At 61.9% G+C, this 23,518-nt stretch carries 10 protein-coding genes; 6 read left to right on the plus strand and 4 right to left on the minus strand.

Annotated elements, in window-relative coordinates; genetic code table 11:
- The first annotated feature begins 216 nt into the window (after positions 1–216).
- The 3 genes from CSQ93_RS19135 to tldD are packed head-to-tail and all read left to right on the plus strand — an operon-like array spanning position 217 to position 6,690.
- Positions 217–4,377 carry a YhdP family protein gene (locus CSQ93_RS19135; protein WP_324847130.1) on the plus strand — a complete coding sequence of 1,387 codons (4,161 nt, stop codon included), beginning with the start codon at positions 217–219 and terminating at the stop codon, positions 4,375–4,377.
- Positions 4,378–4,407: 30 nt separating this feature from the next.
- A complete protein-coding gene (locus CSQ93_RS19140) occupies positions 4,408–5,208 on the plus strand; it encodes a carbon-nitrogen hydrolase family protein (RefSeq protein ID WP_099379394.1) in 801 nt (266 codons plus the stop codon).
- A 21-nt stretch (positions 5,209–5,229) separates the two neighbouring features.
- Positions 5,230–6,690, plus strand: a complete 1,461-nt coding sequence (gene tldD / locus CSQ93_RS19145; protein WP_099379395.1) for a metalloprotease TldD — start codon at positions 5,230–5,232, stop codon at positions 6,688–6,690.
- A gap of 70 nt (positions 6,691–6,760) precedes the next feature.
- Here tldD and CSQ93_RS19150 read toward each other — a convergent pair whose 3' ends face one another.
- Positions 6,761–9,607: a TonB-dependent receptor gene (locus CSQ93_RS19150; protein ID WP_099379396.1), complete on the minus strand. Its 2,847-nt coding sequence runs from the start codon at positions 9,605–9,607 to the stop codon at positions 6,761–6,763.
- A 506-nt stretch (positions 9,608–10,113) separates the two neighbouring features.
- Between CSQ93_RS19150 and aroG the strand changes: the two genes are divergently transcribed.
- Positions 10,114–11,178 (plus strand): 3-deoxy-7-phosphoheptulonate synthase AroG, encoded by a 1,065-nt coding sequence (gene aroG, locus CSQ93_RS19155; protein ID WP_086146852.1) that lies wholly within the window; start codon positions 10,114–10,116, stop codon positions 11,176–11,178.
- 74 nt (positions 11,179–11,252) lie between these two features.
- Here the strand turns inward: aroG and CSQ93_RS19160 are convergent, their stop codons facing one another.
- The 3 genes from CSQ93_RS19160 to CSQ93_RS19170 form a co-directional block, all read right to left on the minus strand.
- Positions 11,253–14,099, minus strand: a complete 2,847-nt coding sequence (locus CSQ93_RS19160; RefSeq protein ID WP_099379397.1) for a TonB-dependent receptor — start codon at positions 14,097–14,099, stop codon at positions 11,253–11,255.
- Positions 14,100–14,456: 357 nt separating this feature from the next.
- Positions 14,457–17,132: a TonB-dependent receptor gene (locus CSQ93_RS19165; RefSeq protein ID WP_233516257.1), complete on the minus strand. Its 2,676-nt coding sequence runs from the start codon at positions 17,130–17,132 to the stop codon at positions 14,457–14,459.
- Positions 17,133–17,311: 179 nt separating this feature from the next.
- Positions 17,312–20,092, minus strand: a complete 2,781-nt coding sequence (locus CSQ93_RS19170) for a TonB-dependent receptor (RefSeq protein ID WP_099379398.1) — start codon at positions 20,090–20,092, stop codon at positions 17,312–17,314.
- 620 nt (positions 20,093–20,712) lie between these two features.
- Here CSQ93_RS19170 and CSQ93_RS19175 point away from each other — a divergent pair.
- Positions 20,713–22,551: an ABC transporter substrate-binding protein gene (locus tag CSQ93_RS19175; RefSeq protein WP_233516258.1), complete on the plus strand. Its 1,839-nt coding sequence runs from the start codon at positions 20,713–20,715 to the stop codon at positions 22,549–22,551.
- A gap of 28 nt (positions 22,552–22,579) precedes the next feature.
- On the plus strand, positions 22,580–23,518 hold the full coding sequence (locus CSQ93_RS19180; protein ID WP_034782513.1) for an ABC transporter permease: 939 nt from the start codon (positions 22,580–22,582) through the stop codon (positions 23,516–23,518).

Here is a 23,518-nt window from a genome sequence, read left to right on the forward strand (position 1 = left end):
TTAACTTGGCTGCGAATGGCGGGGGATGCGGTAAAATTGTGCCGCTGGCCGAATGCCGCCGGCAGTACGTGCTCTTCCGGACGATGGTAAGGGAGGCTTTGCTCAGACGCAAGCGCGAGGATGCAGGCGCGCACCACGAATGCAGACGATTTTTGGCATTATTTGACGCCGGGCCAGTTTATTAGCTTATTGATGCAAAAACCGCCAGAAGCAAGCGTGACAGAACATGTGCCATTGGCCCTGCGCTGGCAGCGGCTGCGTGCCGCCTATCGCATGGCCAACCTGGCCACCCACCATGTATTGGGTTTTACCATCAAACTGGTGCTGCTGGCGTATTTTGCCTTCGCCGTGCTGTTTTTATTCCTGCGCTACGCCATCTTGCCGAATATCGATTATTACAAAGGCGATATCGAGCGGGCGGCCAGCCGCGCGCTGGGCAATCCTGTCAGTATCGCGCGCATTTATGCTTCCTGGCATGGCGTGCGGCCGAATCTCTTCCTCGGCGACGTGACCCTGCGCGACCAGGCGGGGCGCCAGGCGTTGAGCCTGCCGAGCATTTCGGCCACCGTGTCGTGGTGGAGCGTGCTCGGTTCCGTGCGTTTTACTACCCTGGAAATTACGCGGCCCGATCTGGACGTGCGGCGCAGCATGGATGGCAAGCTGTATGTGGCCGGCGTGTTGATCGACAGCACGCAAGGCAGCGATGGCAAGGGCGCCGACTGGCTGCTGTCGCAGCATGACATCATCATTCGCGACGGCAAGGTGCGCTGGACGGACGAAGCGCGCGGCACGCCCGAGCTGGCTTTAACCCAGGTCAACTTGCTGCTGCGCAACCGCTGGCGCAGCCACCGGCTGGGCTTGCAAGCCATGCCGCCCGCCAGCCTGGCCGCGCCCATCGATGTGCGCGCCCACTTCATGCATCCGCCTTTCAGCACGCGCATCTCGGATGTGTCGATGTGGAAAGGCGAGCTGTATGCCGACCTGAAAAACGCCGACTTGGCCGCCTGGCGTCGCTACCTCGACTATCCGTTCGAGCTGAGCCAGGGCAAGGGCGCCCTGCGCGCCTGGTTGAGCCTGGATCACGCGCGCCTGGCCGGCTTCACGGCCGACGTGGGCTTGACGGATGTGCAGGCGCAGCTGGGCGAGCATATCGCGCCGCTCGATCTGCTGTCGGTCAGCGGGCGCATTTCGGCCAAAGAAGAGCTGTCGGCGCAGGTGCCGGACGGCAAGCCGACGTTTGGCGCGAATGGGCACCAGGTCGAGCTGACGAATTTCGCGGTGGAAACACGCGATGGCCTCAGCCTGCCGCCGACGACCTTGTCCGAGCGTTTCATTGCCGCCACGAAGCGCAAGCCGGCGCGCACGGAAATCACGGCCAAGTCACTTGATTTGCAAACCCTGGCCGCGCTGGCCGACAAGCTGCCGCTGGGCGAGCAGCAGCGCCAGCGCCTCGACGCCCTGGCGCCGCGTGGGCGCTTGCAGGATTTTTCGGCGCAGTGGGAAGGCGAGATGGCGACACCGGCCAGCTACCGATTGCGCGGCAAGCTCATCGACCTGGGCCTCAATGCCCAGCCGGCGCGCCTGGCCGTGGCGAAGACGGCGGGCAGTCCCGCGCAGGCGGCCGCACCGGCCATTCCCGGCTTCGATAAACTCAGTGGCAGCATCGACGCCAACGACAAGGGCGGTAGCATCAATATCGATGCGCAAGACCTGGTGCTGCAGTTTCCATCGTACCTGAGCGAGCCGGCCATGCCGTTCGAACAGTTCGCCATGCAGGCGCGCTGGACGTTTGAAGCGGCCAATATGCTGCAAGTCGAGCTGGACAAGCTCGATTTCAACCAGCAAGGCTTGCGCGTTGCCTTGCAAGGCACGCACCGCCTGCCGCTCGACGGCAAGAACCTGGGCCAGGTCGACCTCACGGGCACGATCGACAATTTCCAGATCAACACCATCGGCCGCTACCTGCCGCTGCAAACGCCCGAGCATCTGCGCCACTGGTTGACGGGGGCGCTGGAAGGCGGCGTGGCGCGCGATGTCAGCCTGCGCCTGCGCGGCGAACTCGAGCATTTCCCCTTCAAGGCCGACACCCCCGCCCAGCGCAATCGCGGCGACTTCCGCGTGGCCGGCAAGCTCGAGAATGGGACCCTGAACTACGCGCCCGGCGAATTCGCGGAAAGCGGCCCGCTGGCCGGCAAGGCGCCCCTGTGGCCGCAGGCGGACAAGATCAAGGGCAGTTTCGTGTTCGAACGGGCGCGCATGGAAATCCGCGGCGACACGGCCACCACGGGCGGCGTGGCCTTGACGAATGTCAAAGCCGTGATCCCGGATTTGACCGTGTTCGACACCCTGCTCGACATTGAAGGCAACGCGGCCGGCCCGATGCAGGAATTCCTCAAGTACGTAACGGCCAGCCCCGTACTGGGCTGGATCGAGCATTTCACGGATGAAACGACGGCGACGGGCAACGCCAAACTGGCCCTCAAGTTGCACTTGCCAATAGAACGCATGCTTGAGTCGACCGTGCAGGGCAGCTTGCAGCTGGCGGGCAACGACGTGGTGCTGTTCCACGACATGCCACCCGTGCTGGGCACGCAGGGCAAGATCGAATTCAATGAAAAGGGCGTCAACCTGAATGGCTTGAGCGGCAGCCTGCTGGGCGGTCCTCTGGCCATCTCGGGCGGTACGCAGGCGGACAATTCCATCCAGGTCAAGATTGCAGGCAACATGACCATCGACGGCTTGCGCAAGACGTATCCGGCGCCCGTGCTGCAGCGCCTGGCGAAACATTTGAATGGCGGTGCGCGCTATAGCGGCCTGATCACGGCGCGCGACCACCAGGTGGTGGTCAATGTCGAGTCGCCGCTGACGGGCCTGGGCCTGGATTTCCCCGCCCCCCTGAAAAAGCCGGCCGGCGACAGCCTGCCCGTGAAATTCACCTTGACGGGCAATGCGGCCAACGGCGCGGGCTTGCGCACGGACGATATCCGCATCGCGCTGGGCTCCGGCATCGCTGCGCGCTACCAGCGCCAGAAGCAGGGCAAGGATGCCTGGCGACTGGTGCGCGGCGGCATCGGCGTGAACGTGCCGGCTCCGGAACCGGACAGCGGCATGATGTTCAACGTCAACATGAAAACCCTGGACGTGGACAGCTGGATTGCCGCCGGCAGCGAGATCGCCGGCAGCGGCGCGGCCCCTGCCGACAGCGGCGCCGCCGACGATGCGCCCGATATTGCCCAATACGTGGTGCCGGACATGATGGCGGCCCGCGCCAGCGAACTGATGCTGGGCGAGCGCAAGCTGGAAAACGTGGTCGTGGGCGCCACGCACCAGAAGGATGTGTGGCAAGCCAATATTGATGCGAAACAAGTGTCCGGCTATGTGACGTGGCTGGAAACGCCGTCCGGCCTGGGCAAGATGACGGCGCGCCTGTCGTCCTTGATCATTCCGGAGTCGGCTGCCAACGACGTGAAAAATTTACTGGAGGGAAAGAGCGGCGCCCAGTCGATCCCCTCGCTCGATATCGTTGCCGAGCAATTCGAGCTGTTCAACAAGAAGATTGGCCGCTTGGAGTTGCAAGCATATAACACCATGGCGGCGGGCGGGCGCGAGTGGCGCGTGGGCAAGCTGCAACTGTCGAATCCCGATGGCGCCCTGAGCGGCAATGGCAAATGGGTCATCAAGGATGGGCAAAGCACGACCAGCCTGCGTTTCGGCCTCGATATCGTCGATGCGGGCAAGCTGCTCGACCGTTTCGGCTTTGCCGACACGGTGCGCCGCGGCAAGGGCCGCCTGAGCGGCGACATCGCCTGGAACGGCTTGCCGTACTCGCTCGACATTCCCACCCTGTCGGGGCAGATCGAGATGAACGTGGAATCGGGCCAGTTCCTCAAGCAGGATCCGGGCGCGGCCAAGCTGTTGGGCGTGCTCAGCCTGCAAGCCTTGCCCCGCTTGCTGAAACTCGATTTCCACGACGTATTTTCCGAAGGCCTGGCCTTCGACGGCATCACGGCCAACGCCAGCATCAAGCGCGGCGTGGTGACCACCGATAACCTCAAGATGCACGGCGTGGCGGCCACCGTGCTGATGGATGGCACGGCCGATATCGCCAACGAAACGACGAATCTGCACGTGGTGGTGATCCCCGAATTTAACCTGGGCACGGGGCCGCTCGTCTACGCGCTGGCCGTCAACCCCGTCATCGGCCTGGGAAGTTTCCTGGCGCAATTGTTCCTGCGCGCCCCCGTGATGAAGGCGCTCACCTATCACATGCAGATCGCCGGCCCGTGGAAAGCGCCCGTCGTGACCAAGCTCGATGGTGGTAAATTGGACCCTGTCGCCGTGCCTGCCGCCGCAGCGGTGGAGGCCGTGGCGAAATAGGCGAGGCGTTCGAATGGAGAAAAGGTGGCAATGATGCATACAGTCGCAGCAGTACAAATGATTTCCTCGCCTTCCGTGGAAGACAACCTGGCCACGGCGCGGCGCCTGGTGGCGCAGGCCGCCGCCGCTGGCGCGCAACTGGTGGTGCTGCCCGAATACTGGGCCATCATGGGCAAGCAGGAAACGGACAAGCTGGCCCATGCGGAACAGCCCGGCAGCGGCCCCATCCAGGATGGCATGGCGCAGATGGCGCGCCAGCACGGCATCTGGCTGATCGGCGGCACCTTGCCCCTGATTTCCGGCGAAGAGGGCAAGGTCCTCAATACCACGCTGGTGTACGACCCGCAAGGCGAACCGGCGGGCCGCTACGACAAGATCCATTTGTTCGGTTTTACGCGCGGCGCCGAGTCGTACAATGAATCGCGCACCATCGTGCCGGGCGCGCAGGTGCGCTCGATCGAGACGCCGTTCGGCCGGGTCGGCCTGTCCATCTGCTATGACCTGCGCTTTCCCGAGCTGTACCGCGCCATGGGCGATTGCGCACTGATCGTCGTGCCGGCCGCGTTTACCCACACGACGGGCAGCGCCCACTGGGAAGTGCTGCTGCGTGCGCGCGCCATCGAAAACCAGTGCTATGTGCTGGCCTCGGCGCAGGGCGGGCTGCATCCGAACGGCCGCCGCACCTGGGGCCACAGTATGCTGATCGACCCGTGGGGCGAAGTGAAAGCCGTGTTGCCCGAAGGCGAGGGCGTGGTCAGCGGCGAGATCGACCTGCTGTTTTTGGCCGGCGTGCGCGAGTCGCTGCCGGCTCTGGCGCATCGGACGATGTGAATTGAATTGTGAGAAAGAGCCATGATCCCATTTGAACCCAATCTGTCGAGCCTGGCCGTGGCGCGCGATATCCTGCTCACGCCTTTTGGCCTGGACGAAGACAAGCTGTTGAAAGCCCTGGGTACGATGTTTACGCACAAGGTCGACTATGCCGACCTGTACTTCCAGTCGACCAGGAGCGAAGGCTGGAGCCTGGAAGAGGGCATCGTCAAGACGGGCAGTTTTTCCATCGACCAGGGCGTGGGCGTGCGCGCCGTGTCTGGCGACAAGACGGCGTTTGCGTACTCCGACGACATTTCCGAGCGGGCCCTGCTGGAAGCGGCGGCGGCCACGCGCACGATTGCGCGCGCCGGCGCCGGCAAAATCAAGATTGCGGGCCAGATGCAGCCGCAGGGTGGACGTTCCTTGTACCTGCCCAACGATCCGCTCGCCTCGCTGGACGCCACGGCCAAGGTGCAATTGCTTGAACGCGTGGAAAAGATGGCGCGGGCGAAAGATCCCCGGGTGGTGCAAGTGATGGCGGGCCTGGCCGGTGAATATGATGTAGTGCTGGTGCTGCGCAGCGACGGCGTGCTGGCGGCCGACATCCGTCCGCTGGTGCGCGTCTCGCTGACCGTGATCGCGGAACAGAATGGCCGCCGCGAAACGGGCTCGGCCGGTGGCGGCGGGCGTTTCAGCTATGACTATTTCAGCGATGCCGTGCTGGAACAATACGCGACGGACGCCGTCAATTCGGCGCTGGTGAACCTGGAAGCGCGCCCGGCGCCCGCCGGCCCCATGACAATCGTGCTGGGCCCAGGCTGGCCCGGCATCCTGCTGCACGAAGCGATCGGCCATGGCCTGGAAGGCGATTTCAATCGCAAGGGTTCGTCCGCATTTTCCGGGTGCATCGGCGAGCGCGTGGCCGCCAAGGGCGTCACCGTGGTCGACGACGGCACGCTGGCTGGCCGGCGCGGTTCCCTGAATATCGATGATGAGGGCAACCCCACGCAGTGCACGACCCTGATCGAGGATGGCATCCTGAAGGGGTACATCCAGGACACCATGAATGCGCGCCTGATGAAGATGCCCGTGACGGGCAATGCGCGCCGCGAATCGTTCGCCCACCTGCCCATGCCGCGCATGACGAACACGTACATGCTGGGCGGCGACAAGGATCCGGGCGAGATCCTCGCATCCGTCAAGAACGGCTTGTATGCCGTCAACTTCGGCGGCGGCCAGGTCGACATCACGAATGGCAAGTTCGTCTTTTCGGCCAGCGAAGCGTACATGATTGAAAACGGCAAGCTCAGCTACCCTGTGAAGGGCGCCACCCTGATCGGCAACGGCCCTGACGTGCTCAACCGCGTTTCCATGATCGGCAACGACATGCGCCTGGACTCGGGCGTCGGCGTGTGCGGCAAGGAAGGGCAAAGCGTGCCCGTGGGCGTGGGGCAGCCGACCCTGCGCCTGGACGGTATTACCGTCGGCGGTACGGCGTAAGTGCTGAAGCAGGCATTTCAGGAGCCTGCAGTTCCTGAAATGCCCGGCACGTCCGGTAGTTTGACGCATATCAGAACTTGTATTTCACCCCCGCACTGATATACCGTCCGGCCGCGCCCGCGTAGTCGAGCGGGTTGTAGCCCGTGGCGCCATAGGTCAGCGGGTCGAGCGGGGCGATCTTGTCGAACAGGTTTTGCACCGTCGCAAACACTTCCAGCTTGGGCGTGGCCAGCCAGCGGGCCGTCAGGTCCACCGTGGTGAACGAGGCGATGCGGCAACCGCGCGGCGCGTCCGTGCCATCGGCGAAATGTGTGGCGCAGCCGTCCGGGTCATTCTTGAACAGCACGTTATCGAGCGGCGCGCGGTAGTTGACGTTGGCCGTGACGCGCCAGTTCTGGCGTTCCCAGGTGGCGCCCAGGTTGATGCGGTCGTCCGGCGTGCCCATGCAGTTGGACACGTCGCAATTGCCGTGCGTGCCCGCAAAATCGCGCTGCGTGCCATCCTGTTCCGTGCGCAGCCATTTGTACAAGTGCGTCCATTTCAGGTCGAACACCAGGCTGCCATAGTCGCTGCCCAGGCTGAAGCGCTGGCGCGCGTCGATATCGATGCCGCGCACCGTTGTTTGCGCCGAATTCACATAATTGGCCAGCACGGCCGTGATGGCGCCCGGATCGCCGGCGATGCCGGTAGCCGTCGACGGGTCGCGCGCCACATGGCCTTCGGCGATGGCCGTGTCCGTTTGCTCCTGGTTGATTTCATTCTTGCGGCGGATTTGCCACAGGTCGACTGAGATGCTGGTGCGCGGTAGTGGATCCCACACGGCGCCCACGGAATAGCTGCGCGAACGCTCGGGCGACAGATTCGGATTGGGCGAGGTGATGACGGCGATGGAGGCCGGATCGCAAGCGGCTTCCACGCCCAGCGCGCAGCGCAGCGGGTCGCTGGCGGTGGAGAACGCGGCCAGGCCGCCGACGCCGTTTTCTGCCGCGCTGGGTGCGCGGAAACCCTTGGCGAAGGTGCCGCGCAGGGCCAGTTCGCGCACGGGCGTCCATTTCACGCCCACTTTCGGCGTATAGGAATTGCCCACGTCGGTGAAATGGTCGGCGCGCAGGGCGCCCGACAGTTCCACGGTCTTCAGCACGGGCGCCAGCACCTCGGCATAGATGGCCGAGGCATTGCGGCTGCCCTTGTAGGCGGAATAGCCGAGGCCAATGATATTGCCCCGTTCCGTGCCCGTGGTGGGCTTGAGTTCCGTCGATTCGTGGCGGAATTCCGCGCCCACGGCCACGCCCAGGCCGCCGCCGTCGAGCTTGGCCACTTCGCGGCTGGCCTTGAAGTCGATTTGCGCGATATGCGTCTTGGCATCGTTCGAGATGCGCGGCGACAGGGCCGCGTACAGTTCGGCGGAATTGAGACCCGCGTTTTCGGCGATGCGCCACAGGCTGCCGGCCGGCAGGGCCGCATACGCGGGGTTCAGGCTGGCCGCCGCCACATTGCCGGCAGTGGGATTGAGCAAGGCGAAGGCGACGTCGCGCTGCAGGTAGCCGTCCAGGTCGTTCGACACCTTGTTTTGCGAGTACAGCAAGGCGCTGTCGATATCCCAGCCCGCCAGCGTGCCCTTGATGCCGGCGACAAAGCGCGTGAAGGTGGAGGTCACTTCCGACAGGCGCGGCCCCACATCGGCCGCCAGGTAGCGCAGCCGTGCCGCCGTGCCGAAATACGGATTGTCGGGGTGGGCGGCGCCCAGCGATACGCCTGCATTGCTGACGGGGCCGCCCGGGTAGCCGACCGAGCCGCTGACCGTCGAGGGCGTGGTGGCCGAGTGTGACTCGCTGTGATACACGTTCAGTTCGGCATACGTTTGCAGGGCCGGCGTCAGTTGCCAGGCGGCGCGGCCGAAGAAATTGATGTTCTTCTGCTTTGGCTGGATCTGGCCGTATTGCTGGGCAGCATCGGTGAGGCAGCCGCCGCCCGGATCGCCCTGCGGATGCGTGGTGAAGTTGCCGCAGGCGGCGCCGGGGAAGGTGCGCGTAAAGCCCGCGCCGGCGAGGTTGCCGCGGTTGTAGTAGTCGAGCGTGTCGGGATTGCGCACATTGCCGTTGACGGCGCTGCCGGCCGCATTGTTGGTGGTGATGGCGCCCGCGCCGCTGAGCGACTCCTGCGCGCTGAAGCCCAGGTCGCGCAAGTCGCTGCGGCCGACGGCGCCCCGGCCGGCCCGGTCGCGGTTCCAGATGGCGGCCTTTTCGCTGTATTCGAGGTTCAGCAGCACGTTGTAGCGGTCGCTGTCGATGTCGCCGAAGCCGTGCGTGATGGCGGCGCGCGCATCGCGCCCGTCCCACTCCTTCGTCTTGCCGTAATTGCCCTTGATGGCCGTGCCCTGGTAGTCGCGCCGCAGGATCACGTTGACGACGCCGGCGATGGCGTCCGAACCGTAGATGGCCGAGGCGCCGTCCTTGAGGATTTCCACCCGTTCCACCGCTTCCAGTGGAATGATGTTCAGGTCGGCAAACACTTTCTGGCCATCATCGGCCAGGCCATACGGCGCGACGCGGCGGCCATTCAGCAGCACCAGGGTCGAGGCCGTGCCTAGGCCCCGCAGCGACACGCCGGAGGCGCCGGCGGCAAAGCCGTTGCCGAAGGTGGTGGGCACGGAGCCCTGGTTGTCGACAGCCAGGGTCTGCAGCAGTTCGGCCACGCTGGACTTGCCCGATTTTTCAATGTCGGCCGCGCTCAGGGTTTGCACGGCCGACGCCGTTTCCGCCTGAGCGCGGCGGATGTTCGAGCCGGTGATTTCCACGCGGGCAATGGGCGCGGCATCCTGCGCCAGGACGGGTAAGCTCAGCAGTGCACTGGCCAGCGCCAGGCCCAGTCCGGGTGGTGAAAAGGCGGCGGATTGCAAGGATGGTGTAGGGATCATGCGGTTCTCCGGAAAGGTCAGGCAGTCAAAGGTCGTCGATACGTCCTTGAGTTTTGTCCGTGCGGCGATGCCGGGAGTAGATCTAGATCAAGGAGTGTCCTGCTTGTCGTCGATAGAATGGCTGGCGTGGCGTGGTTGCCACGACGAGCACTGCGGTGGCGCCCGGTACAGCGTCACAGCGAGATTCACGGCGCGCAACTTTTTATGCTTTTTTGCGGCTTATGCAGTGTAAAACGGCGGCGGTATGCGGCTTTGCCGACAAATATGCTTGCCAACCCTTGCAATTTAGGTTTATAGTCGTTCATCACTTACGGATGACTCGCATGTTCGCTCGCCACTTTTTTACCGCTTATTTTTACTTTAGCAATTCCAACCCAAAGGCGGTGGAGTAGCGGTCGGTTCACGTAGCAGCAAAACGAGATCCCAGCAAATTCTAAAAAACCGCCACTGATGGCGGTTTTTTTTTACCCAGATGTTTTACCCTTCCTTAAATTTTGGAGAAAATGATGCCCCGCACCGATGATTTGCGTATTCGCGAAATGAAGGAACTGACCCCGCCGTCCCACCTGATCCGCGAATTCGCCTGCTCGGAGCAAGCCGAACAGACCGCCGCCAGCGCCCGCATTGCCCTGCACCGTATCCTGCATGGCCAGGACGACCGCCTGATGGTGGTGATCGGCCCTTGCTCCATCCACGACACCAAGGCGGCGATGGAATATGCGCGCCTGCTGGTCAAGGAGCGCGCGCGTTTCGCGGGTGAACTGGAAATCGTCATGCGCGTCTACTTCGAGAAGCCGCGCACCACGGTGGGCTGGAAGGGCCTGATCAACGACCCGTACATGGACAACAGCTTCCGCATCAACGACGGCTTGCGCATGGCGCGCGAACTATTGCGCGATATCAATGAGCTGGGCTTGCCGGCCGGCACCGAGTTCCTCGACGTCATCAGCCCGCAATACATCGCCGACCTGATCAGCTGGGGCGCCATCGGCGCGCGCACGACGGAGTCGCAGGTGCACCGCGAGCTGGCGTCGGGATTGTCCTGTCCCGTCGGCTTCAAGAATGGCACGGACGGCAATGTGAAAATCGCCGTGGAAGCCATCAAGGCCGCCTCGCAGCCGCACCATTTTCTCTCCGTCACGAAGGGCGGCCACTCGGCCATCGTCTCGACCAATGGCAACGAGGATTGCCACATCATCTTGCGCGGCGGAAAAACCCCGAACTATGACGCGGCCAGCGTGGACGAGGCGTGCAAGGCTATCGCCGCGCAAGGCCTGGCGGCGCGCCTGATGATCGACGCCTCGCATGCGAACAGCTCGAAAAAACCGGAAAACCAGATTCCCGTGTGCGCCGACATCGCCAGCCAGGTGGCCGGCGGCGATGGCCGCATCGTCGGCGTGATGGTGGAATCGCACCTGGTGGCAGGCCGCCAGGATTTAATTCCAGGCAAGGAATTGATCTATGGCCAGTCCGTCACGGACGGCTGCATCGACTGGAGCGCCAGCGTGGCCGTGCTGGAAAACCTGGCGGCGGCCGTCAAGCAGCGCCGCTTGCAGGGCGACGCGGAATAAAGTGCCGCGCAGCATGAAAAAAAGCCCGGAAAGCTTAGCTTTCCGGGCTTTTCAGTTTTCAGCTCAAGGTGAGCTTAGAACTTGTAGGAACCGCTCAGGTAGAACTGGCGGCCCAGGGCGCTCGAGTACGATGGGTTGTAGCCCACTTGATGCGAACCCGTGTTACGCAGGGTGAACGGCGGATCGCGGTCGAACAGGTTCAGGATGCCAGCCGTGACTTCCACGTTCTTCAGCGGACGGTAAGCCGTCTGGAAGTCGAAGGTGGTGTAGCTCGGCACTTCCAGCTGGATGCCATAGCATTCGCCTGGGCTGCCGGCGACGATCACGGCGCAGCCTTTTTCAGTCTGTTCCTTGTCGGTGTAGCCATTGCGATAGCTGGCGCTCAGCGTATGCGTGAACTTGGCCGTCTCAAACGTGGTGGTGGCGCGGATGATGTTGCGGAAGCTGACCTTGTCGTTCGAACCGTAACGATTCAGGCTGGTTTCCCATTGATCATTCGTGCCTGGCGTCGTGTAGCGCGAGCGCAGCAGGTAGGTACCCATCAGGCGGCTCGTCAGGCGGCCGTCCAGCAGCTTCATCTTGTGGGTGAAGTCGTAGTCGATACCGCGGTTTTCTACTTTACCAATGTTGATTGGCAGCAGCTTGACGGCCAGCACGTCCTTGCCCGTCGAGGTGATGTGCTTGACGGTGAACAGGTCGGCGTACTTGGCTGGATTGTTGAAGATCAAGCCTTCGGAGACCGAGGTCACCTGATCGTTGATCTGCACGTTCCACAGGTCGAACGACATCGACAGGCTGTCGATCGGCTCGAACACGGTACCGATGCTCCACTGCTTCGACGTTTCCGGTTTCAATTCCGGATTGCCGCCCTGGAAGGCTTCGAACTGTTGGCGTACCACGCCTTCGCAATAGTTGGCCAGCGGGTGACCGCCCATGCCGTTCGCTGCGGTCAGCGGGCATTGATAGTTACCACCGGTTACACCCCAGTCTTCCAGCGGACCGGCGATTTCCTGCATGCTGGCGGCGCGGAAGCCGGTACCGGCAGCGGCGCGGAACATCAGGCTCTTGGTCGCGGAATACTTGCCGCTGATTTTCCAGGTGGTGGCGTTTTCCTTCTTGCCTACCGTCTTGCCCGTCAGTTTGTTGTCGATGGCGCCGATCTGGTCATAACGCAGCGAGCCGGTCATTTCCAGTTTCTTCGAAATCGGCAGCATCAGTTCAGCATAGGCGCCCGCATTGTCGCGAGCGTATTCGCTGTCGACTTGCGCATTGTCAAACAGGATCTGCGCCTGCTTGGCCACGTCCGCCTGTTGCACCTTGTACGAGGTGTTGCGGTAGTCGGCGCCCACGCCCAGCATGGCCGTGCCGCCTGGCAGTGAGAACACAGGACGCGAAGCGCGGCCATCGATGCCCTTCATTTCCACGGTTTGCGTGTTGTAGGTACCGCTGAAGCCCGTGCCCATCAGTGCCTGGCGCATGGCGTCCGGCATGGAGCCTACAGGATAGGCGAACGGGTCGATGTTGCCATCAGCCAATTGCGCATCGAATTTGTCCGACAGGGGGAAACCGCTGACGTATTGTTGCGTCTGCTTGTTTTTCGAGTAGGTCACGGCGGAATTGATGTCCCAGCCGAATGCATTGCCATCGACGCCGGCAACGATATGGGTGGCTTTGGTGCCGTAGTTGTAGACGCGGTTGCCCATTTCCGACAGGCGATATTTGGCGACGGCGCCCGTGGCGTTGGCCAATTGCGCTGGCGTCAGGTTTGGTGCCAGGTATTTGTTGAACAGCGGCGAGCCGACGTCGACGGAGAAATCGGCCGGGTACGGCGCAATGCTGGCGATGACGCGCGCTTCGGTGTAAGCGAGGTCATAGAAACCCTGGAAGCCGGTTTTGCCCAGTTTGACGGTACCCGAGCTGAAGATGGCGTCGCGCTTCGATTCAGGATTGATTTCGATGGTCGATGGCGAATCGAAATAGCAGTTGCCGTCGCCATAGAAATCCATGTTGCTGGCGGCGCATTTGCCGCCATGGGCCAATGCGTACGGGTTCAGGTTGACGCTATCGACGAAGGGCGTGCCGGTCTTCGGATTGATGACCACGGCGCCAGTCAGCGGATCGGTGCGGTTGTAATCGACAGTAGCGTTGCCAGGGGCCGAACGCGAGGAACCGTTGATGAATTGCAGCGCCTTGCCGGTCTTCGGATCGTTGAAATTGATGATGCCGCTTTTTGCGAAGCTGCGCTGCGATGCTTTCAGCGATTTTTGTTCGTCATGGCTGGCCGACACGAAGATGCTGTAGCCGTCGTCGTCGATATCGCCGAAGCCCTTGCTGATCGAAATCGAATTACTGGCGCCGCCTTTTTCTTCAGGGCGCGAGTACTTGGCATTGATTTCCAGCGGCGAAGCGCCTTTTTTCAGGATGAAGTTGACCACGCCGGCGATGGCGTCGGCGCCATACAGGGCCGAGGCGCCGTCCGTCAGCACTTCCACGCGCTCGATGGCCGACAGGGGGATCGAGTTCAGGTCGATGGTGGTGCCGGAATTGGATGGCGCCAAGCGGCGGCCGTTCAGCAGCACCAGCGTGTAGGCTGCGCCGATATCGTGGATCGAGGCCGTGGTGACGCCGCCGCCGCCGCCGCCCACCGAATCGGCGGCCACGGAGAAGCCCTGCATCGCAGGAATTTGCTGAATGAAATCGGTCACCGTGGTGACGCCGGTTTTCTTGATGTCTTTCTGGTTGAACGACTGCACCGGCAGCGACGCTTCGGAAGCGATGCGCTTGATGCTCGAACCCGTGACTTCCACGCGTTGCATGGTGCCATCTGTTGTTTCTTGCGCATACGCGGTGTGCATGCTCAGGGCCATGCCGCCTGCAAACATCAGGCGCAGCGACCGCGATATTACATTTTCTATCATCATCTGAAATTCCTTGTTATTGTGATAAAGGCGGCAATTATTTTGAAATAACTTGTTGCTCACCAACAATTTATTTGCCTTTTTACAAATCCACCAATGAAAATTCTGTAAATTTTCAAGGCCCTCATCAAAACATTCACCATTCAGATTGTCAATTTCGCGCGGACTTTTTGGATGAAATGCAACATTTTCCTGTTTTTTTTATAATCCTTCAGCAATAAAGTATCGTGAACCCTTGTCAGACTTGCTCAGATGCGTAAAATAAAACGGCGCACATCATCGCTGATGGCGCCGCTTTTCTGTCGCTGGCACGCTGTTGCCAGCGCTGCCTGTTTTATCTGTCGACCTGAACTTTTCCCCTTAAAACGTATAGCTGCCGCGCAGGTAATACGCGCGCCCGATCGGATCCGTGTAGCGCGGGTCATAGCCTTTCTGGAACAGGGTGCCCTGGTTCGAGAACGGTGGCTCCCTGTCCAGCAGGTTCTTCACGCCGGCCGTCAGGAGCAAGCCCTTCCACGCATAACTGCCCGACAGTCCCAGCAGGCTGTACGACGGCACATCGTGTTTGTATTGGTCGGCAACATTGTTCTGGTCCGTGTAGCGGGACTTGAACGATTGCGACAGGGTGGCGCCCCAGTTGCCCTTGCGCCAGTTCAGCGCGGCCGTATGCTTCCAGCGAAATACGGGATTGTTGTCCGCATAGCGGCCCACGTTGGCGATGAAGGCGCCGTTGCGTTCGTTCTGGTAGTCGTACTTGCGGATCCACGTGCCATCGACCGAGACGCTGACATCGCCATACGCGCCGCGTCCCAGGCGCGCATTCAGGCTGACGTCGACGCCGTCAGTCTTCACTTCACCAAGGTTGTCGTTCAGGTCGAGGATGGCGTACGGTGAACCGTCGGGATTGCGCAGGAACAAGGCCTTGTATTTCTCGTAGTTGCCGAAGATCGATTGCTCGGGCAAGGAGGCAATCTTGTCTTTCAAATGGATGTTCCAGTAATCGATGGCGACGGTCACTTCCTTCACCGGTTCGAGCACCAGGCCGAAGGCGAAGGTGGTGGATTTTTCCGGTTTCAGGTTTGCATTGCCGCCTTGCAGCTTGAACTGCTGCAAGTCGCAATCGCGCAAGGGGTTGGCGCCCGGTTGCGGCACGCCGCCGGGGCACAGAATCGGGTCGTCATAGCTATCGTTGGTATCGTTCTTCGACGGCGGCGCATTCTTTTCAAACAGGGTGGGGGCGCGGAAACCCGTGCTGGCCGAGCCGCGCAGCACCAGCGCGCTGCTGGCCTGGTAGCGCAGGGCCAGCTTGGGATTGGTGGTGCTGCCCACGTCGCTGTAATGGTCGAAACGGGCAGCCAGCTGCACTTCCAGGTCCTTGATCAGCGGCAAGTTGATTTCGCCGAAGACGGCCTGGATGGTGCGCGCGCCCCGTTTGGACAGCGAGCCCGACAAGCCGGAGCTGGCGGCCTGGCCGGCGATGTCGCGGTTGACGTTGAAGTTGGCCTTTTCGCGCCGCACTTCGCCGCCCAAAGCGATGGCCAATGGGCCGCCGGCCAGCTGCATCAGGTCGCGGCTGCCCTTGAGGTCGAAGCCCGTGGTGGTGACCCTGGCATTCTGCACTTCGCCGCGCAGGGCCGTGCTGTCGAGGTAAGCCTTGCCGGCCGCATCCTGCACGCCAAACGGGTTCAGGATGCCATTCAGCACGCCGGCAGCAAAGCTCGCGTCCTGCACATAGCCGTTCGTGAATTTCTCCGACGACTTGCTGATCGCATGGCTCAGCCCCGTCTTGTAATCCCAGCCCGCCAGTTCCCCTTCCAGCGCCAGCACCAGGCGGTCGGCCTTGCCGGTGGAATCGATCTGCCGCTGGCCTGCCTCGACGGGCCGCCAGTTGACGCTCAGCGGCTGGCCCGACAAGCCGGGCTGGGCCGGCACGCCACCCGCATTGCCCGGATAATATTTGCTGCTAATGGGCAAGATCAGGCCTATTTGCGGCGGCGGCGCCGTGCGCGCCTTCACCTTGTTTTGCGAATGCAGGTATTCCACCGTGGCCAGGTGGCCGCCACCGAGCTTGAAGGCGCCCTTGCCGAAGAAGGCCACTTGCTCCTGCGCGGGCAGATCGTCGATCTGGCGCGTGTAATCCTGGCGGCAAGTGCCGTTCGCCGGCACGGCCGGCACCGACAGCGGCGGCAAGCAGCCGCTGGCCGCGTAGGGATTGCCGGCCAGCCCGTCGCCGCCATTGGCTGCCGCATCAAAGTAATTGCCGGGAAAGGTCGTGCCGCTGGTAATGGACAGGCCGCGCGAGGGGACGATGCCGGTGGCCGAGAAGGCGCGGTCTTGCGAGGTCAGCACTTTTTGCCTGTGATAGTCGAGCACGCCAAAAATATTGTAGCCATCCGTGTCGAGCTCGCCAAAGCCCGTCGACAGGTTGAGGCGGCGCTCGTCGCCGCCCTTGTGCTGTGGGGCGATGATTTCGGCGGTGATGTTCGTGACGTTGACGGAGCGCTTCGTGATGAAGTTGATGACGCCGCCGATGGCGTCCGTGCCGTAGATGGCCGAGGCGCCGTCGCGCAGCACTTCGACTCTTTCCAGGGCGGCGATGGGTATGATGTTCAGGTCGACGCTGGCGCCGTCATACGGATGGTTGGCGATGCGCCGGCCATTGAGCAGCACCAATGTCTTGTCGCCGCCCAGACCGCGCAGGTCGGCGCTGGCCTGGCCGCCCGTGGGCAAGCCGCTGGTATTGCCGCCGACGGCATTGCCGCTGCCCATGCTCGACGCGTTCGAGGGAATTTTACTGAGCACTTCCTGGGCTGTCGTCAAGCCCTGTCTGGCGAAATCCTCGGCCTTGAAGATGGACAAGGGCGTCGCCGTTTCCGCGACGAGGCGCTTGATGGAGGAGCCGGTGACTTCGACGCGCTGCATGGCGGGCGTGCCGGCTGTGTCGGTGTCCTGCGCCATGGCCGCATGGCCATACGCGCCGAGCAAGGCTGCGCACAGCAGGCGCAAGGTAGGGGAGGGACTGCGGGTTGGCATCATCTGACACTCCTGTGGCGTGGGTTTGGCCAAGTGGCCTGCAAGGGAGTTTTACAGGCGCGCAGGAGGTAAGGTTTGCGCTGGCGCAATAGGCATGTGGATGAGGGAACTGGCGCCACAGTCGCAGACGAAAAAAAAGGCGGTGATTACTCACCGCCTTGCGTCAGGATACGTGTGTCAGCTTAGAAAAACTTGTAGCTGGCACCCAGTTTGAAGTAGCGGCCGATGGCGCCGCTGGCATCCATCGGGTTGTAGCTCATGCCGCCGTAGGTCAGCGGGTCGAGCGGCGCGATCTTGTCGGTCACGTTGTTGATCGAGGCAAACAGTTGCAGCTGTTTGTTGACATTCCAACGGCTTGACAGGTCGAGCGTGGTGAACGAGGCGATCTTGCAACCGTTTGGCGCGGACGTGCCATCGGCCAGTTTGGAGGCGCAAGGCTTGCCTTCAAACAGGATGTTCTTCATGTCCGAACGGTAGTTCAGCACGCCGCTGACGTTCCAGTTGCCCAGGTCCCACGAGCCGGTGAGATTGATCTTGTCCTTCGGCGTGCCAGCGCAGTTGGAGGTATCGCAATTGCCATGCGTGCCAGCGAACTGGTAGCGCACGGTGGATGACTCGGCGCGTACCCACGAGGCGATGTGGGTCCAGGTCAGGCCAAACGTGGCGCGGCCATAGTCGCCCAGACGCACGCGCTGCTTGATGTCCAGGTCGATACCCTTGATCTCCGTAAAGCTGGAGTTGCGGTACGGTGCCTTGGTGATCAGCAAGGTGCCCGTATTCGGCGTGACAACGCCGTTGATGGTCAGGTTGTTGTCGGCGCGGATGGCGGTCGGCAGGGCGGCCGCTTCGTTGTACGGCAGCGGATTGATCTCGTTTTCACGCTTGATCTTCCAGCCGTCCAGCGACAGGCTGGTATCGTTGAACGGATCCCATACCAAGCCCAGGGTGTAGCCCTTGGATTTTTCCGGCTTCAGGCTAGGGTCGCCAATCTTGACGGCCGCCACTTGCAGTTCACAATCGCTGGCATTGGCGCCCGGCAAGCGGGTGCCGCCCGGGCAGCGCACGGGATCGCTCACGGTCGAAGTGCCGGTCGATTGCGAATCGGCATTGCTTTCGGCCGGGCCCGGAGCGCGGAAGCCTTCCGAATACGTGCCGCGCACGGCGAAGGTTTTCAGCGGCGTCCACTTGGCGCCCAGTTTCGGCGTGGTCGACGAGAAACGGTCGTATTTGTCGTAGCGCAAGGCGCCCGACAGTTCCACCGTCTTGAAGACGGGTGCCAGCACTTCCAGGAATACGGCCGAGACCTTGCTGTCGCCCTTGGCGGCAACATAGCTGGAGTTGATGGAGCCGTTTTCCGTGCCCGACAACGATGGATTGTCGAGCTTGTCGCGGCGGTGTTCCGCACCGACGGCCAGGCCCATGGCGCCACCGGGCAGCTGCATCAGCTCGCGCGATGCCTTGAAGTCGATGATGTCGAGCTTGGTCGTGGAGTCGGAGGTAGCGTTGGTCACCATGGCCGCGTACAGCGAGGCGGGATTCTTGCTTGCCTGCGCGCCGATATAGTACGGGAAATATTTGCTGTTCGGGTTGCCCAGGGCGTCCTTGACGACGGCCATGTTCAGCATGTTGCTGTAATCGAGGTGCAGCTTCGATTCCGAATGTGTATAGCCGGCATCGTAGTCCCAGCCCATGGCATTGCCCTTGACGCCGAGCACGATGCGGTTGAACTCATTGTTGGCCTGGCGCGTGCTGGCGCCCACGTCGAAAGCCTGGTAGCGCACGCGCACCGGCACGCCGTACGGATTTTGCGGGTGATTCGCGGCCAGCACGATGGTGGTGCCGGCGCCGGAGCCGTAGTTGATGACGCCAGTCGGGCTGCCGGCGTTCGGCGGGAAGGCGATGGTGGGCGTGATCGACGGTGGTATCAGGGTAAAGGCCGTGTCGCGCTTCGAATAGCCCGCTTCCGCATACACCTGGGTGTCGGCATTGACCTGCCATGTACCGCGCGTGTACAGGTTGATCGATTCGATCTTCGGCTGCATCGAACGGAACTGGTCGTGATGCCACAGGCAGCCACCCTTCGGATCTTGCGGCGAAGATACGGACAAGGTGGAGCAACCGGGCAGCGAAACATAGTTGTTGGTGACGGGGTCGCGGATCAGGCCCGCTGGCGAGGCATTCGCATCGTTGTTGCCATTAATGTAACCGCCGGCGAACTGGGTGTTGATCGCATAGCCATACGGACGCAGGTCGGCTTTGCCTATCCATTTTCGCCCGGCCCGCTCGTTGTTCATCAGCATGTCCGATTTGGTGTATTCGGCGTTGACGACGAAGTTGAATTTATCCGTGTCGAGGTTGCCCTTGCCGAAGGTCAGCGAGGCGCGGTGCTGTTTGGCGTCGCTGTCGCCGGAGATGCCCGTGTCGCCCTTCAGGGTCAGGCCTTCGAAGTCCTTGCGCAGGATGATGTTGACGACGCCGGCGATGGCGTCCGCGCCATACGTGGAAGAGGCGCCATCCTTGAGGATTTCGATGCGCTCGACGATCTGCATCGGCACGGTGGACAGGTCGGTGAAGCTTTTCTGGCCGTCATCGGCCCGCGCGAATGGCGCCATGCGGCGGCCATTGAGCAAGACCAGGGTCGAGGTGGCGCCCAGGCCGCGCAGCGAGATGGCCGTGGAACCGGCGGCAAAGCCGTTGCCGAAGCCCGTCGGCAGGGAGCCGGCGCCATCGGCGGTCAGGGTTTGCAGGTATTCGGCGACGGTGGCCTTGCCCGATTTCATCAAGTCGTCGCGGGTGATGACCTGTACCGGTGACGCGGTCTCGGCTGTGGCTCGTTTGATGCTCGAGCCGGTAATTTCCACACGTTGGACATTGGCGTCTTGCGCCATTGCCGGCGCAGCCATCATGCCAAGGCTGATCGCTGCTACGCTACCCGAAAAAATCAGGCGTACGGAGCGGGACATAACTGTTTCCATCATCATTCTCGAAACTCCGAAAAAAGCTAGGTTGGCTGTTTTTAGGCACAACGTCGCTAGTCTAAAAAAGATTGCTGCGTCGGCAATCGCTGTGGGATGAACGGCATACTGTGCGTTGCCGTGCTTGATAAGACCACTTGCCGAGAATCCTTGTCAACGCGCAAATGTGACATTTCGGGATGGAAACAACAGTGTTTTTTATAATGTTTGAATGTTTCAGTATTGGCAATTATCTTAATGTTGCGCTGCGCTATGCGTATTCCGCCCCCCGATAGAAAGTGCGCTCATTCACGGACGTAAGGGTTTCTACCAATGCGCTTTTGCGCGGCATCATCCAGGGAATGTTGCGGTGCGGAAGATTTCCCCGGTGGCGCGGGTGGTTGTTGCCATGCACGCCAGAAGTACCGCAGCTTTTTGCCTGGCATGCAAAATATGCGTTATCGTTACGCGTTTTCCAGCTCGTCAACCCACCGACGCGGCTGGCTGCGAACAAGGCATAGATCTTGCGTGGATGGACTGGTTTTGGCGGTGGAATCCTGTATCCCAGGGGGAAGCCAGTACAAGCGCACCAATGCGGTGCGACAGATAATCGAGATGAAGGGTATTACATGAAGTCACCATGGATGCGGCGCGTGGCGCTGCTCGCCTGCCTGGCCACCCTGCCGCTGGCGGCCGTTGCCGCCGATGCCGCCCCTGCTGCCGCGGCCGCGCCGGTCAAAACCTTGCGCTATATCCTGCCGGCCGCCGAGACGGGCTTCGATCCGGCCACCGCGCGCGACCTGTATTCGAACCACATCACGCAGGCCGTCTTCGACACCCTGTACACCTATGATTACCTGGCGCGCCCCGTGAAGGTGGTGCCCGGCGCGGCCGCCGCCATGCCGGAAGTGTCCGCCGACGGCAAGACCTACACCATCCGCCTGAAAAAAGGCATCCTGTTCACGCCCGACGCCGCGTTTGGCGGCAAGCGCCGCGAACTGACGATGGCCGATTACGTGTATTCGTGGAAGCGGCTGTTCGACCCGCGCCTGGCTTCGCCGCACAGCTGGCTGTTCGAAGGCAAGGTAGTGGGGCTCGATGATCTGGCCAAGGAAGCGGCCAAGTCGAACAAGCTCGATTTCAACAAGAAGGTGGCCGGCCTGGAAATCCTCGACCCGTACACCTTGCGCATCACGCTGACCAAGACCGATTTCAATTTTCCTATGATCCTCGCCTATGTGCCGACGGCCGCCGTGGCGCGCGAAGTGGTGGACAAGTACGGCGACGTGAAGGGCGAGGTAGGCTCGAATCCCGTCGGCACAGGCTACTACACCCTCGGTGAGTGGACGCGCGGCAACCGCATCGTCCTGAACCGCAATCCGCAACACTTGCCGGAAACGTGGAATTTCATGGCCGGCGACGACCCGGACGACCAGCGCATCGTGCGCCAGATGCAGGGTAAACGCATTCCTGCCATCGACCGCATCGAAATTTCCGTGATGATCGAAGACCAGTCGCGCTGGCTGTCCTTCCAGAGCGGCGGCACGGACGTGTTCTGGCTCGATGGCCCGCTGGCGCCGAAAGCATTGCTGAACGGCAAGCTGCGTCCCGAGCTGGCGGAGAAGGGCGTGCAACTGTCGCGCCTGCTTGATCCCGAGATTAGTTATTACTACTGGAATATGGAAGACCCGACCCTCGGTGGCTTCAGCAAGGAAAAGATTGCCCTGCGCCGCGCCATCGCGATGGCGCACAATATCGACGAGGAAATCCGCATCATCTGGAATGGCCAGGCCAAGCGCCTCGACTATCCGATACCGCCCGGCGTCGTCGGCTACGATCCCCACTACAAATCCCTGCTGCAATACGATCCCGTGCTGGCGAACAAATTGCTGGATAAATTCGGCTACAAGAAGGGTGCCGATGGCTGGCGTACCTTGCCGGACGGCAAGCCGCTGCTGATCCGCTACGCTTCGCGCAACGAAGCCAATGGCGTGCTGCAGGCGGAAATGTGGCGCAAGACGTATAACTCGCTGGGCATCCGCATGGAAAACGACCGCATGATCTTTTCCGACATCTTAAAAACGGAAAAGCAGTGCAAGATGCAGACGCGCACGGCGCCCTGGCTGGCCGACTATCCGGACGGCGACAACTTCATGCAGCTGTTCTACGGCCCGAACACGCACCAGAACAACAATGGCTGCTACCAGGATCCCGAGTACGATAAATGGTACGCGGCCAGCCAGGCCATGCCGGCCAGCCCCGAGCGCGACGAGCTGTTCCACAAGATGGCGCGCCGCCTGGAAGTCAATGCGGGCGCCCTGATCGGCTATGCACGCTACCGCAACATGCTGGCGCAAAAGTCGGTGCAGGGCTACAAGAAGCACCCGATCCTGTTCCAGGAATGGGCGTACATGGATATCGACAGCACGGGTGCGCCGGTAGCTACTCCGGCCCCTGCTGCTAAATAAGCGCAGCTTATAACGACAAGGAATCATTATGTTTGCTTATATCCTGCGCCGCCTGTGGCAGATGCTGCCCACCATGCTGGGCGTGGTCCTGCTGGTGTTTATCCTGTTTAACTGGGTGGGCGGCGACCCTGCTTACATCCTGGCCGGCAAGATGTCTAGTGCGGAAAGCATCGCCAACATCCGCCGCCAGCTTGGTGTCGACCAGCCGTATTATGTGCAGCTGTGGATCTTCATCAAGCAGATCGTCACGTTCGACTTCGGCCAGAGCTGGGCCACGGGGGAATCCGTGTCGCACATCATCACGTCGCGCCTGGGGCCGTCGATGATGGTCTTGATCCCGCTGACCGTGCTGGAAACGTTTTTTGGCGTGGCGCTGGCGCTGGCCATCGCCTTCGTGCGCGGCTCGCTGACGGACCGCGCCGTCATGATCGCCTGTACGGTGGGCATGTCGATTTCCATCCTCGTCTACATCATCGTCTTCCAGTACGGCTTCGCCTATAAACTGGGCCTGTTCCCCGTGCAGGGCTGGGGCGACAGCTTCTGGGAAAACCTGCTGCGCTATTCCACCTTGCCGATCCTGATCGGCCTGGCCGTCTCCATCGCACCGACCCTGCGCCTGTTCCGCACCTTCGTGCTGGACGAGGCGAACCAGGATTACGTGCGCACGGCGCGCGCCAAGGGCCTCAAGGAAGGCCGCATCATGTGGGTGCATGTGCTGCGCAATGCCGGCATTCCCATCATTACCTATGTGATGTCGAACTTGCCGGCCCTGCTGATCGGCGCATTCCTGCTCGAGCGCTTTTTCGGCATCCCCGGCATCGGGCGTGAAGTGATTCTGGCTGTCGAGCGCAGCGACTTTCCGGTGATCAAGGCGATCACCGTGTACGTTGCCGCCGCCACCATGCTCTTCAACCTGCTCACCGACCTGCTGTACCAGGCGGTCGATCCTCGCGTACAACTGAAGTAG

It is taken from the genome of Janthinobacterium sp. BJB426, from assembly GCF_002735705.1.
Classification (GTDB): domain Bacteria; phylum Pseudomonadota; class Gammaproteobacteria; order Burkholderiales; family Burkholderiaceae_D; genus Janthinobacterium.

What these genes read in the sequence shown, in the direction of transcription:
- CSQ93_RS19140 (WP_099379394.1), top strand. Translation starts at nt 4,408, where the DNA reads ATGATGCATACAGTCGCAGCAGTACAAATGATTTCCTCGCCTTCCGTG.
- tldD (WP_099379395.1), top strand. Translation starts at nt 5,230, where the DNA reads ATGATCCCATTTGAACCCAATCTGTCGAGCCTGGCCGTGGCGCGCGAT.
- CSQ93_RS19150 (WP_099379396.1), bottom strand. Translation starts at nt 9,607, where the DNA reads ATGATCCCTACACCATCCTTGCAATCCGCCGCCTTTTCACCACCCGGA.
- aroG (WP_086146852.1), top strand. Translation starts at nt 10,114, where the DNA reads ATGCCCCGCACCGATGATTTGCGTATTCGCGAAATGAAGGAACTGACC.
- CSQ93_RS19160 (WP_099379397.1), bottom strand. Translation starts at nt 14,099, where the DNA reads ATGATGATAGAAAATGTAATATCGCGGTCGCTGCGCCTGATGTTTGCA.
- CSQ93_RS19165 (WP_233516257.1), bottom strand. Translation starts at nt 17,132, where the DNA reads ATGATGCCAACCCGCAGTCCCTCCCCTACCTTGCGCCTGCTGTGCGCA.
- CSQ93_RS19170 (WP_099379398.1), bottom strand. Translation starts at nt 20,092, where the DNA reads ATGTCCCGCTCCGTACGCCTGATTTTTTCGGGTAGCGTAGCAGCGATC.
- CSQ93_RS19175 (WP_233516258.1), top strand. Translation starts at nt 20,713, where the DNA reads ATGAAGTCACCATGGATGCGGCGCGTGGCGCTGCTCGCCTGCCTGGCC.
- CSQ93_RS19180 (WP_034782513.1), top strand. Translation starts at nt 22,580, where the DNA reads ATGTTTGCTTATATCCTGCGCCGCCTGTGGCAGATGCTGCCCACCATG.